The organism is Nocardia acididurans, assembly GCF_016741815.1.
GTDB classification, from domain to species: Bacteria; Actinomycetota; Actinomycetes; order Mycobacteriales; family Mycobacteriaceae; genus Nocardia; species Nocardia acididurans.
In genome coordinates this window covers 377,769-390,999 of the sequence record NZ_JAERRJ010000007.1, presented here as the reverse complement: position 1 = coordinate 390,999, position 13,231 = coordinate 377,769, and the positions used below count along the sequence as shown (strand labels likewise).

At 68.3% G+C, this 13,231-nt stretch carries 11 protein-coding genes; 8 read left to right on the top strand and 3 right to left on the bottom strand.

Features of this window, described 5'->3' with window-relative positions; all coding sequences use genetic code 11:
- The first annotated feature begins 65 nt into the window (after positions 1-65).
- From JK358_RS20240 to JK358_RS20215, 6 genes are all read left to right on the top strand, one after another.
- Positions 66-1,097 carry an NAD-dependent epimerase/dehydratase family protein gene (locus JK358_RS20240; RefSeq protein ID WP_201949273.1) on the top strand — a complete coding sequence of 344 codons (1,032 nt, stop codon included), beginning with the start codon at positions 66-68 and terminating at the stop codon, positions 1,095-1,097.
- Between the two features lie 437 nt (positions 1,098-1,534).
- Complete coding sequence (gene yajC, locus JK358_RS20235; RefSeq protein ID WP_201949272.1) at positions 1,535-1,933, top strand: preprotein translocase subunit YajC; 399 nt, start codon at positions 1,535-1,537, stop codon at positions 1,931-1,933.
- Positions 1,934-2,029: 96 nt separating this feature from the next.
- On the top strand, positions 2,030-3,832 hold the full coding sequence (gene secD, locus JK358_RS20230) for a protein translocase subunit SecD (protein WP_201949271.1): 1,803 nt from the start codon (positions 2,030-2,032) through the stop codon (positions 3,830-3,832).
- A gap of 2 nt (positions 3,833-3,834) precedes the next feature.
- Positions 3,835-5,085, top strand: a complete 1,251-nt coding sequence (gene secF / locus JK358_RS20225; protein WP_201949270.1) for a protein translocase subunit SecF — start codon at positions 3,835-3,837, stop codon at positions 5,083-5,085.
- A 118-nt stretch (positions 5,086-5,203) separates the two neighbouring features.
- A complete protein-coding gene (locus tag JK358_RS20220; protein ID WP_201949431.1) occupies positions 5,204-6,907 on the top strand; it encodes an ABC transporter substrate-binding protein in 1,704 nt (567 codons plus the stop codon).
- Positions 6,908-6,980: 73 nt separating this feature from the next.
- Entirely contained in the window at positions 6,981-7,520 is a 540-nt protein-coding gene (locus JK358_RS20215; protein ID WP_201949430.1) for an adenine phosphoribosyltransferase, read from the top strand.
- Positions 7,521-7,579: 59 nt separating this feature from the next.
- Here JK358_RS20215 and JK358_RS20210 read toward each other — a convergent pair whose 3' ends face one another.
- Positions 7,580-8,971 (bottom strand): lipase family protein, encoded by a 1,392-nt coding sequence (locus tag JK358_RS20210; RefSeq protein WP_201949269.1) that lies wholly within the window; start codon positions 8,969-8,971, stop codon positions 7,580-7,582.
- A 195-nt stretch (positions 8,972-9,166) separates the two neighbouring features.
- On the opposite strand from JK358_RS20210, the gene JK358_RS40395 reads away from it, so the two are divergent.
- Positions 9,167-10,360, top strand: a complete 1,194-nt coding sequence (locus tag JK358_RS40395; protein WP_201949268.1) for a PucR family transcriptional regulator — start codon at positions 9,167-9,169, stop codon at positions 10,358-10,360.
- An 18-nt stretch (positions 10,361-10,378) separates the two neighbouring features.
- Here JK358_RS40395 and JK358_RS20200 read toward each other — a convergent pair whose 3' ends face one another.
- Both JK358_RS20200 and JK358_RS20195 read right to left on the bottom strand, forming a co-directional pair.
- Positions 10,379-10,666, bottom strand: coding sequence for a hypothetical protein (locus JK358_RS20200; protein ID WP_201949267.1), 288 nt, complete (start codon positions 10,664-10,666; stop codon positions 10,379-10,381).
- Positions 10,667-10,829: 163 nt separating this feature from the next.
- Entirely contained in the window at positions 10,830-11,126 is a 297-nt protein-coding gene (locus tag JK358_RS20195; RefSeq protein WP_201949266.1) for a hypothetical protein, read from the bottom strand.
- Between the two features lie 114 nt (positions 11,127-11,240).
- Here JK358_RS20195 and JK358_RS20190 point away from each other — a divergent pair, with 114 nt between their 5' ends.
- Positions 11,241-13,208: a peptidoglycan DD-metalloendopeptidase family protein gene (locus tag JK358_RS20190; protein WP_307817636.1), complete on the top strand. Its 1,968-nt coding sequence runs from the start codon at positions 11,241-11,243 to the stop codon at positions 13,206-13,208.
- The last annotated feature ends 23 nt before the right edge of the window (positions 13,209-13,231 follow it).

The window sequence follows — 13,231 nt, the reverse complement described above, 5'->3', positions numbered from 1 at the left end:
GCGGGTGCCCGGTGAATCTATACATTGTTCAGATTCTAAACAGTGATTAGATCGGAGTGGCAAGCATGTCGAATCGTGTTCTCGTGACCGGTGTTTCGGGTTACCTCGCCGGCCATATCGTCACCGACCTCCGCGAGCGCGGGTACGAGGTGCGCGGCACCGTGCGCTCGCTCGCGAAAACCGCCGCCACCGCACACCTCACCGGCGTGGAACTGGTCGAGGCGGACCTCTCCTCCGACGCCGGGTGGGCCGAGGCCGTCGCGGGCTGCCGCTATGTCGTGCACGCCGCCTCGCCCTTCCCCGCCGCCGAGCCGAAGCGCGAGGACGAACTCGTGCGCCCCGCCGTGGACGGCACGCTGCGCGTCCTGCGTGCGGCCGCCGCCGGGGGAGTGGAACGCGTCGTGCTCACCTCCTCCATCGCCGCCGTGCGCATGGGCCACGACCACCGCTGCACCGAGGACGACTGGTCGGTCCTCGACGCCTGCGACCCCTACCCCAAGAGCAAGACCCTCGCCGAACGCGCCGCCTGGGACTTCGCCGCCGAACACCCGGAAACCGAACTGGCCGTGATCAATCCGGGCATGATCCTCGGCCCCGTGCAGCGCGCCGGCGTCGGCACCTCCGTCGACGCGATCCGAGCCCTGATGGCCCGCGAGATCCCCGCGGTTCCGCGCATCGGCTTCTGCCCCGTCGACGTCCGCGATGTCGCCACCGCCCACCGCCTCGCCCTGGAGACGCCCGCCGCGGCCGGTAACCGCTACATCGTCGCCGGTGAATTCCTCCCCCTCCCTGACATGGCCCGCATCCTGGCCACCCGCTACCGCGTCCCCACCCGCGTCCTGCCCGATGTCCTGGTCCGCCTCGGCGCCCGCTTCGACCCCACCGCCCGGACCGCCGCCCGCTTCCTCGGCCACGAGGAACACGTCAGCTCCGACAAGGCCCGCCGCGACCTAGGCTGGACCATGCGCCCGGTCGAGGACACGCTCTTCGACACCGCCGCCGGCCTCATCGACTTCGGTGTGGTCACCGACCCGGGCCGCCCGCGCGGACACGCGCGCAGCGCGGCCTCCGGCGCCCGCACCGCCACGGCCGGCTGAAGCGGGGTTGACGCATGCTGGTCATGACTGCTCTCGTGGCGCTGACAGCGTTCATCCGCCGCCGGGTTCGCGCCCGGCGAACCGGGGCCGCCGATCCCGCCGTCGCGTCGAAACGATTCGTGCGCAGGGGAATTGGATCGGGTCGACCGCGGCTGGCCGCAGCCGCGGGAGGCGCTTTCCTCACCTTCGCGGCGGCGATGGTCATCGTGCAGCTGACAACCCCCTGTTGAGCGGGATCGGGGCCGGATCACCGGGGATCGCGGCCTCATCGAGGTGGTCGGCAGGTGCGCTCGAGGTGGACCCGGTTACGCCGTGAGCGGATTCGTGGCAGGTGTGACAGGTTCAGATAGAGAGTCGGCGCGCCCTGCCTTAGGTTGTGCTGGCAGACTGTCTGGGTAACAACCCAACCGACCACTGACTAGGGGCTGACTTCGACGATGGACCTTCTGCTGCCACTGCTTCTGGTTGCTCTGCTCATTCCCATGTTCCTCGGCGTTCGCCGACAGAAGCGGGAGATGGCGAAGGTGACCGAGATGCAGGACAACCTGAAGGTCGGCGACCGGGTCATCACCACGTCGGGGCTGTACGGCACCGTTGTCGAGACCGATGATTCCAGCGTCGATCTCGAGATCGCCGAGGACGTCGTCACCACCTGGTCGCGTGCCGCGATCCGCGAGGTGCGCAACGACGACGCCGAGACTTCGACCGCCGGCATCTCGGAAGAGGCCGTCGACGATTCCGTGCCCGGAACCACCGAGGCTCCCGCCACCCCGGCTGCCTCGGCCGAATCCACCGGCGATGCCGCCGGTGACGCCCCGCGGCTGACCAAGGACTGACATCCCGCGCGCCATCGGCCGCCGCGATCCGGCGGCCGGTGGCGCTGCGGCGTGCGCCCGCGACCACCTCGATTCCCGCCTAGGAGATTACGAACCGTGCCACCTTCCCAGGGATCGGCGCATCCATGGCGCCTGCTGGGCGTCTACGCAGCGCTGCTGGCTTTGATATTCGGTCTGGTGTTCTTCACCGGCGACAAGAGTCACTCCCCGAAACTCGGTATCGACCTGCAGGGCGGCACCCGCGTCACGCTCACCCCGCGCACTCCCGACGGCGGTAAGCCCAGTCAGGACGCGCTGCGCCGGGCGCAGGACATCATCGAGCAGCGTGTGAACGGGCTCGGCGTCTCCGGCTCCGAGGTCGTGATCGACGGCGACAACCTCGTGATCACCGTGCCGGGTGACAGTGGTTCGCAGGCCAAGACCCTCGCCACCACGGCCAAGCTCTATATCCGCCCGGTGCTGAACGTGATTCAGGCGCAGAAGCCGGGAGCCGCACAGCCCCAGCCGAACGCGCCCGCCACCACGGCCCCGGCCGCGCCCACCACCGCCGCGCCGCCGGCCGCGGACAATCCCGCCACCGACAGTCCCGCCACCGACGAAGCGCCGGTGACGAGTGAGGCTCCCGCGCCGCAGAATCGGGTGTTCCCGGCACAGGCGCCGACCACGGAGGAAGCGCCGACCACGGAACCGGCTCCGCCGACGGAGGAGGCGCCGACCACCGAACCGGCCACGCCGCCCACCACCGAGCCCGCCAAGCCCGGTCTGACCAACCAGCAGAAGACCCAGCAGGAGATCGCCGACGCCAAGGCGACCCGGCAGTCCACCGATCCGACCGTCCAGCAGATGGCCATGCTGACCCTGGACTGCTCGAAGCCGGATCCGCTGGCGGGCAACGACGATCCGAACCTGCCGCTGGTCGCCTGCTCCACCGACGGCCAGTACGTCTACCTGCTCGACAAGTCCCGCCTGGACGGCCAGGAGATCAAGGACGCGCAGGCGGTCGCGCCGCGGCAGAACCAGCCGCAGTGGACGGTCAACATCGACTTCAAGTCCAGCGGCGCCGAGACCTGGGGCAAACTCACCAACGAGTTCCTCAACAAGCAGCTGGCCTTCACCCTCGACTCGAAGGTGGTCAGCGCGCCGCGCGTCAACGACGGCAACCAATTCGCGGGTAATACCGAGATCTCGGGCAGCTTCACCAAGGCGTCGGCGACCGAGCTCGCCAATCAGCTGAAGTACGGTTCGCTGCCGCTGTCGTTCACCACCTCCGAGGCCGAATCCGTCTCGGCCACACTGGGTCTGTACTCGCTCAAGGCTTCGCTCATCGCGGGTCTGATCGGTTTGATCGCGGTGCTGCTGTACTGCCTGATCGTGTACCGCATGCTGGGTCTGCTGGCCGGTTTCTCGCTGCTCATGGCGGGTGTGGCCGTGTACGGCGTGATCATCCTGCTGGGCCGCTGGCTGAACTTCACCCTCGACCTGGCCGGTATCGCCGGTCTGATCATCGGTATCGGTCTGACCGCCGACTCGTTCGTGGTGTTCTTCGAACGCATCAAGGACGAGATGCGTGAGGGTCGCAGCTTCCGTTCGGCGGTGCCGCGCGGCTGGCAGCGTGCCCAGCGCACCAACCTGTCGGGTAAGACCGTGTCGCTGATCGCCTCGGCCGTGCTGTACATGCTGGCCGCCGGTCAGGTGAAGGGCTTCGCCTTCACCCTCGGTATCACCACCGTTCTCGACGTGATCGTGCTGTATCTGGTGACCGCCCCGCTGATGATGCTGGCCTCGAAGTCGCCGTTCTGGGCGAAGCCGTCGGTCAACGGACTCGGCGTGGTCTCGCAGATCGCCCGTGAGCGCAAGGCCGCCGCGTCTGTCGGCGCCGGTGCCGGTAAGGAGCTCTGACGATGAGCAATCCCGTCGTTGATTCCGACATCGACTACGTCGACGCCGCCCCGAACGCCCCCCAGCACAGCTTCCTGGAGCGGTTGTACACGGGCACAGGCGGTTTCAAGATCGTCAGTCGCCGCAAGTTCTACTACTCGCTGAGTGCGGCGTTCGTCATCATCTCGCTGCTGAGCATCGCGGTGCGCGGGTTCACCCTGGGCATCGACTTCGCCGGTGGCACCCGCATCCAGATCCCGGCCGCCGACAATGTGTCGGTCGAGCAGGTGGAGAAGGTCTACACCGACACCCTCGGCCATGCGCCGGTGACGGTGCAGAAGGTGGGGTCGGGCGCTTCGGCCACCATCCAGGTGCGCTCGGACACGCTGGACACCGCGCAGTCCGATCAGCTGCAGACCGCCATGTTCGACGCCTTCCATCCGAAGGACAGCGACGGCCAGTCGACGCGCAATGCCATCAGCATCGCCGAGATCAGTGAGACCTGGGGACATCAGATCACCCAGAAGGCCCTGATCGCGCTGGTCGTGTTCATCGCCCTGACCATGGTGTACATCGCGATCCGCTTCGAGCGGGATATGTCGTTCGCGGCCATCGCCTCACTGTTCTTCAACCTGATCGTCACCGCGGGCATCTATTCGCTGGTCGGTTTCGAGGTGACTCCGGCGGCCGTGATCGGTCTGCTCACCATCCTCGGCTACGTGCTCTACGACAACGTGGTCGTGTTCGACAAGGTGGAGGAGAACACCAAGGGCATCCTGCACGTCACCCGGCGCACCTACGCCGAGCAGGCGAACCTGGCGGCCAACCAGACCCTGATGCGTTCCATCAGCACCACGGTCATCGGCATTCTGCCGATCATCGGCATGCTGGTGATCGCGGTGTGGATGCTCGGTGTCGGCACGCTCAAGGATCTGGCGCTGGTGCAGCTGGTCGGCATGATCGTCGGCGCGTACTCCTCGATCTTCTTCGCGGTGCCGCTGCTGGTGTCGATCAAGGAGCGGTTCGGTCCGGTCGCGGCGCACACCCGCAAGGTGCTCGCCAAGCGTTCGGGTGCGACCACCTCGCGGGTCGGTACGGCCGCGGGGCAGCGCGCCTCCCGGTCCGCCGCCCGCGACGCGGGCACCGAAACCGGTTATGCGGCCAATGGTTTCGCCGCCTCCGGCCGCGAGACCTCCGGTCCCCGCACCCGCGACGCCGGCGCCCCGCGCCCCGGCGCCAAACCGAGCGGGAAACGACACAAGAGAAGGCCCTGACATGCGCCGGGGGTCGCGGGCGAGGTGGCAGGAAGCTGAATCTTTCGATGGGAGTGGAATCTTGACGCCTCGCCGGGGTGGCGCGCGTGACGGTGACGGAACGACGGCTCGCGGCGCCATGCTGCGTCGCGGCCTGGCCGTCGGTGTGGCCGGGGTGCTGGCCGCCGGCGCCGTCGCCGGATGCGCGGGCAAGAATCAGGTGCCGTCCATCGGCTACGGCGTCGACGCGGTGATCGCCAGCTACAACGGCGGCAGCACGCTCGGCGCGAGTTCCGGTGCGGCAGCGGTGTTCTCACGGGTGCTGACCGGGTTCTACTACACCGGTCCGGACGGCCAGCCGGTCGCCGACACCGATACCGGCACCGCCAAGGAGGTGCCGGGGGAGACCCAGACCATCCAGTACCGGCTCAACGCGGACGGTGTCTACTCCGATGGCGTGGCCACCTCCTGTGACGATCTGGTGCTGGCCTGGGCCGCGCGCAGCGGCCGGTTCACCAAAGCCGGTCCGGGCGGCCCGGTTCCGCTCTTCGACGCCGCGACGACCGCGGGCTACAGCGATATCGAGCGCGTCGACTGCCAGCCCGGATCCAAGGACGCCACCGTGGTGTTCCGGCCGGGCCGGCACTATTCGCCGTGGAAGACGCTGTTCAACGCGACCGAGCTGGTGCCCGCCCATGTGGTGGCCAAGCAGGCGAATGTCGGCAATCTGGTGAATGCCCTCCAGTCCGGTGACACGGGCACGATCGAGCGCATCGCCGAGTTCTGGAACAACGGCTTCACGCTGACCCCGGGCAAGCTGGATCTGTCGGTGCTGCCGGCGTCGGGGCCGTACAAGATCGAATCCTTCACCGCCCAGGACGGTCTGGTCCTGGTGAAGAACGACAAGTGGTGGGGCGATCAGGCCAAGACGCCGCGCATCGTGGTGTGGCCCCGGACCGCCGACCTGAAGAAGAAGGTCGCCGACAACGCCATCGGCGTGCTCGATGTCGGCGCGGGCTCGCTCGGTGAGGTGGGCCTGGGCGGATTCTCCGTCGAGTCGCTGCCCAGCCGGGGCGTCGAGCAGTTGGTGCTGAGCACCGGCGGCGTCTTCAGCAATACCGACGCGCGCCGGGCGCTGGCGCTGTGCACGCCGCGGCAGGCGCTGTTCGACAAGCTGGGGCATCCCGAATTCGACGCGAAGTCCGGTCTCGGTTCCGGACCGCTGAATTCCCGCACCCTCCAGCAGGATTCGCTGTACTACGACGCGGTCACCGGGGCGGCGAACCGGTACAAGGGCGGTGATGTCGCCGGTGCGACCCAGGCGCTGGGCGCGTCGGGAGTGCAGGCTCCGACCATCCGGATCGGCTACGCCAAGCCCGACGAGCGGCGCGCGCAGACGATCACCATGATCGCCGAGGCGTGCAAGCCCGCCGGAATCACCGTGGTCGACGCGGGCACACCCGATTTCGCGCCGTCCCAGCTCACCGAGGGCAAGGTGGACGCCATGCTGGTCGGCACCGCGGGCATGCCCGGTCCGTCCGGTTCCCTCACCGGCACCGACGCCACCGCCGCGCTGAAGACCGGTCAGGGCCTGAATTTCAACCGCTTCGGCAACGGCCGCTACGATGCCATCGCGGATCAGCTTGCGGCGGAGGACAACTCGACCACCGTGCTGAACCTGCTGACCGAGCAGGAGAATCTGCTGTGGAGCGAGATGCCGTCCATCCCGCTGTTCGCCACCCCGCGCACCATCGCGTTCGGCGACGGCATGGAGAACGGTATCGCCAGTCCCACCCGGGCGGGTGCGGGCTGGAATATGGATCGCTGGGTGCTGAAGCGGTGAGTTGCGCCGGACGGCGTGCTGACGAGGAGTGTGGGTGTAGATGAGCAAGCATGAGATGGTCGAGTCGGCCGAGATCGCCGATGAGCGGGCCGCCCGCGCCGCCGAAGCGGTCAACGAGCTGACCCGCTGGCACGACGACTTCCCTTCCCCGGGAGTGCGTTTCGCCGACCTGACCCCGGTGTTCGCCGATTCTGCGGGCTTCCGCGCGGTACTGGACTGCTTCGCCGCCTGCGCACCCGACGCCGACCTGGTGGCGGGCGTGGACGCGCGCGGCTTCCTGCTCGGCGCGGGCGTGGCCGCGGTATTGGGTACCGGCGTGGTGGCGGTGCGCAAGGCGGGCAAGCTGCCGCCGCCGGTCATCTCGCGGGAGTACACCCTCGAATACGGTTCCGCCGCACTGGAAATCCCCGCCGACGGCATCGATCTGAAGGGCCGCAAGGTCCTGCTGCTCGACGACGTGCTCGCCACCGGCGGCACCCTCGCGGCAGCCGCGGAACTGTTCCACGCGGCCGGCGCCGAGGTGGTCTCGGCAGCGGTGGTGCTGGAGCTGAGCTTCCTCAACGGCCGCGACAAGCAGGGCGGCTATCCGCTGACCTCGATCGTCAAGCTCTGAGAGCTGCGAACCAGAGGGTGGGGTGACGACATGGTCGTCACCCCACCGTTTTTCGTGCGCTACTTACCCGCGCCGATGGCCTGACCGATCAGCGCCTGTGCGGCGGTCGGCAGCAACTCCGCCATCGCCTGCCAGAACCGCGGTTCGCCCGGCACGAACACCGGACTGGTGATCGTGCACCCGGCGGTCGCGGGCACCCCGTTGAGCCGATCCCGCACGAACGTGAACGCCCCCGGAATATGCCCGGCGACCCCGGAAATGTGCTCCGCCACCAGTTCTCGCTCGTACACGACACTGGGCGCACCCTCCGCGCAGTACTTGCCGATCAGTCGATCCACCCCCGCGTTCGGCAGGATCTCGTCGTACTGCGCGTGATAGATGTACACCGGCATCGACGGTGTGTGCTGCCCCAGCGCGTTCTCGGCGAAGAACCGCCGCAGCGCCGGATGCTCGAACGGATCCCCCTGGAACGCGCCCAGATAGTCGTAGAACGGCACCAGCGCGGTCCCCATCGGATGGCACAGCAGGCTCTTGGAGGCGATGAGCAGATTGGTCACCGGGTCCACGACACTGTTGCGCAGCAGCTCCCGCACCTCGGGATACTCGTTCGAGACGCCCGCGAACACGCCCATGACCAACCCGGTGTACAGCCCCCGGTTGTTGTGCCGCAGGGCAGCCGGGAAATCGGCGGCCGCCACCCCGCCCGCCGCGATGCCCACGATGTTCAGCTCGGGCGCGTAATTCTGCGCGATCTCCGCCGCGAACGAGGACGGCACGGTTCCGCCCGAATACCCCCACAGCGCGGTCGGCGTCCCCGGTCCCGACAGCTGTGCCGGCGCGAAGTTCTCCGCCGCCCGGATGCCGTCCAGGGTCGTCTGCGCATTGAGCCGTGAGGTGCCGTACGACGAATTCGGTCCCTCGTAGTCCGGCAGCGCCACCGTCCACCCCTGCCCGATCCCCGCGGCGATGGGGATCATGACCTCGGCGGCATTCACATAGTCGAAAGGTATTGCGCCGGACTGGATCACATACGACGGCGCACAGTACTGCGCCGCACTGTCCTCGGCGATCTGATACGACAGCAGCTTGCGTCCGCCCTCCGGTGCGGGCCCCTTGGGTACCAGCACGGTGGTGACGGTCGAGATCGGCTCCCCGAACGAATTGGTGGTCCGGTAGAGCAGCTGCCAGGCGTCGATATTCAGCTGTATCAGCCCGAAGAACGCGGGGTTGATCCGCCGCGCGCGCAGGATCTCCCCGGGTTCCGCGTCCGCGACCAGTCCGGCGGGCGGCGAATAGAATTCGTCGAATTCCGGTGGCAGCGTCACCGCGGGCGCGGGCTCGACCCGCACCTCCCGATTCGGTTCGGCGGTCGACCCGGCCTGCCCCGTCGTAACCAGCAGCCCGACCGCGATTCCGGTCGCGAGCAGCCGTCCCCATCCACGTCTGTTCATCATGTCTCTCTCTGCGCACCGCACTGTGAGGCTCGAGCGTCTCAGGCGGGGGCCGCCGCGGTCTGTGTGCGCGAGATCAGGGTTGTGACAGCTGGTTTGTCCTCAGTGACAAGGTTTATCCGGCAGCACACGCCAAAATCCCCAGTTCCACATGATTCGGATGCGTAAGAGTTCGTTCGGATCCACAATGCGGGGGTGGGTAGTTCATTGGAGGAACCAGAGCAGTCATTCCCGGCGTTCGTCACCGCGTGCATTCCCGACATGGCCAGGCAGATGGTGGCCGCGGTACTGCAGGCGTTCCCCGACTACGACCAGCTGCCGCGCACGGTCGTGGAACAGGATCTGGTGCGCCGTGCCGAGGAGAACCTGCGCCTGTTCGTCCGGCTGGTCATCGAGGGCCGGGAACCGCGCCCGGAGGATCTCGACGACATGATCGCGGTCGCGGTCCGTCGTGCGCGCGAAGGCATTCCGCTCGACGCGGCGCTCGCGGTCTACCACCGGGGCGCGCTGGAGGCGTGGGACTTCCTCAGCCGGGCGGCCGACACCCCGCAGCGTCAGGCCGAGCTGCTCGCCGCCGTGCCGCAGCTGCTGCGCTATCTGGGCGTGGTCATCCCCGGTGTCGCGGGTACCTATCTGCGCGAACGCCAGGATCTGCACTGGGAGCAGCGGGAGGCCAAACGCACGCTGGCGCAGGCGCTGCTGCAGGGCAAACCGGCCGAACTGCTGGCCGAACGGTTCGGGCTGACCCTCGGCGGCTATCACGTCCTGGCCCTGCGCACCGCCGACACCGTGGAATCCTCGGAGGCCGGGCGGCCGGCGCTGCGCGTCATTCACGGCGAGATCGACGTGCTCTCACCGCATGCGCTGACCCTGCTGGATCGCACCGGGGGCTGGGTGCTGGTGCCGACCACCGAATCGCAGGCCCGGCTGGATTCGGCGGTGGCCCGCATCGCCACCGCCGCCGGTGTCCGGGTGATCGCCGGAACGGCAACGGCCACAGTGGTTTCCGAGATTCCGGCGCGTGCGGAGGAGGCGGGGGAGATCGCGCGGCTGGCGCGCGGTCTGGGTCGCCCGACCGGCGTCTACCGGATGGCCGACCTCGCGCTGCAGTACCAGTTCGCGCGGCCCGGTCCGGCGCGCGCGTGGCTGCTGGATCTGCTGGCTCCGCTCATCCCGCATCCGCATCTGATGGATGCGCTGCGGGCCTACCTGGCGCACGACCACAATCGGGTCGCGGCGGCGGAGTCGCTGGTGGTGCACCGGAATACGCTCAACTACCGCCTGAATCGCATCGCCGCCCTCACCGGATACGATCCCGGCCGCTCCGAGCACACGCCGCTGTTCTCCGCGGCGCTCACGGCCTACGATCTGGCCTCGGCTGACCTCTGATCGTGGTGGGCGCGGCGCTCACTTGGCCACCATCCTGGCGACGGCGCCGCTGACTATCAGCCAGAACAGCGCCGCCAGACCGTAATTCAGGACGATGTCCAGATCACCGTTGCCGGTGTGGAACAGGCCCGGGAAGAACAGTGCCAGGGGTTCGGCGAACTGCTTGATGAACAGGAAGAACCGATTGGATTGATCGGCGTCCAGCACCAGCATCAGGATGTACAGGCCCTCGGTCAGGGCGAACAGAGCACCCACCCCGGCGATGATGCGCGCGGCGGTGGCCTCATTGCGGGCGACGTACGGCATAACGGGAATATGCCCGAAACATGCCGTCGCCACGCCCGCCGCAACCGTGTCGCGACCAGCGGAAACCGCGTGTCGTTATCGGCTGGGCGGACTGGGCAGTATCAATCAGCGAGCAGGTACCGGCACTCGGTGGGACCGGACGAAGCGAACCCGGCCGCACCCGTCAGTACCGGGCCACCAGGCGGGCGATGAAGCTGGTCACGACGAGCCAGAACACGGCCGCCAAACCGTAGTTCAACACGATGTCCAGATCACCGTTGCCGGTGTGGAACAGACCGGGGAAGAACAGCGCGAGGGGTTCGGCGAGACCTTTGATGAAGGTGAAGAACCGATTGGACTGATCGGCGTCGAACACCAGCATCAGGATGTACACACCCTCGATGAGCGCGAACAACCCACCGATCCCCGCGATGACGCGGGCTGCGACACCCTCGGATTGAGTGCGATAGAGATAAGGCATATGTCTCGGATGCCCGGTGCGTACCGGTTGAAACAAGCTGGCGTTCCGGTCTTTCGGCGACCGGGCATGGCATGATGTCCGGGTGATGACCGCGGCGGCCATGGGCGTTCGGGCGTGAACTCCAAAGTCCTTGTGGGCGTGGGCCTCGGCTTGCCGCTGGCTCTCATGGCGCTGATCCTGGTCATCATCCTGCCCGCCACCGAGGAGAACTGTGGCGTCGGCACACCGGCGGTGGTGTCGGCCACCACCGGGCGCACCGAACCCAACTGTCCCGCCACGGGATCGCCCGCCGAAACCGGGCTGCGGGACGGCACACTGCGCGCACTGCGCTGTGTGGTCGCGCAATTCGGGATGATGGATATGCGCGGTGTGATCACCGACGACTCCTATCCGGACCATCGGGACGGGCGCGCAGTGGAATTCATCGTCGGCGCCGATCAGGCCAAGGGTGATCGGATCGTCGCCTACCTGCAGGAGAACGCCGCCGCCTTCCGGGTCGACTACCTGATCTGGAAGCAGCGCAGCTGGACCCCCGCCGCGGCGTCGGCCATCGCCTGGACGCCCATGGAGGATCGCGGCGACAGCGCCCGCAACCACACCGATCGGGTGCAGGTCACCATCAAGGAGCAGACCGCCACATCGGCCGGCGCGACGCCGGAGGTGTCGCTGGCCGCGGTGAACGAGGCGGGCCGCCTCAACGGCCTGGGTCGTCGTCAATACCCTTTGGCAGCAGGAACTTTCACCGTCTCCGACGTATTCGGCTCGCGTGGCGGCGGGCACCTCGGCGTGGATATGGCCGCCTCCGACGGCACCCCCATCTACGCGGCCGCCGACGGCCTGGTGGTGGCCGCGGGCCCGGCCTCCGGATTCGGCGAGTGGGTGATCATCGACTCGCTCGACGAGAGCGGGCGGCGGTACTCCACCGTGTACGGGCACATGTGGTCCAACGGCGTGTTCGTGCGCACCGGCGATGTCGTGCGGATGGGCCAGCACATCGCGAATGTCGGCAACAACGGCCAATCCACCGGTGCGCACCTGCATTTCGAGGTGGTGCCGGGTGGCCGCCTCACCGGCGGCTCCCAGGTCGACCCGATCGCCTGGCTGGGCGGCGCGAGCCTGCCCGCCCCGGGCGCGGCGGTGTACTGCGAGAACGGATTCGGTACCGCCGGAGGCAATCTCGCCACCGGCAAGGTGCCCGCCGAACTCGAGATCTGGTACCGGCGCGCGGGCTCGCTGTGCCCGGAGATCAGCGCCTCGCTGCTGGCGGCGCAGGGACAGGCCGAATCCGGTTTCCGGCGCGGGCTGACCTCCCCGGCCGGCGCGCAGGGTCTGGCGCAGTTCCTGCCCGGCACCGCGCGCTCGCTCGCACCCGACGGGCAGCCGTATGTCATCGACGCGGACGGCAACGGTTCGGCCAGCGTGTGGGACGACGGTGACGCCATCATCGGCCAGGGGCGCTACATGTGCACCATCGCCGCCACCGTCAAGGGCTGGATGCAGGAGGGCAAGGTGAGCGGCGACCTCACCGCGCTGACCATCGCCGCCTACAACGCCGGTGAGGGCGCGGTCCTCGCCTCGGGCGGCATGCCCAGCCAGTACGCCGCGCACTTCAGCGAGACGCGCCCCTACGTCGCGCGAATCCTGGCGGCGGAGGCGAGCTTCCGCAGCGTGACCAGCGGCGGCCGGTTCATCCCCGACGCGGCCGCCGATCTGGGGCCGCAGATCGCCGAGGCCGGACGCGAATGGATCGGCACCCCCTATGTTTTCGGTGGCGGCGGCACCTCCGGTCCGACCAACGGCGGCTTCGACGCGGCCGGATTCACCACCGCCGCAGTCTTTTCCGCCAGCGGCGGCACCATCACCCTGCCCAATACCGCCGAGCAGCAGTGGGAACGGGGCGCGGAGGTGGAGCTGATCAAGGCCAAGGCCGGTGATCTGGTGTTCGGCACCTTCGGCCCGCGCGGTCCCGCGACGGTCGGCATCTACCTGGGCAACGGGAAGATGCTGCACGCCGAAAGCGACCGGGGCGTGGCCGAAGTGCCGCTGCTCAACGGCATGAAGGCGCGGCGCATCGGGCAGTGAACCCGGCTCCCGGTGAGCCGGTT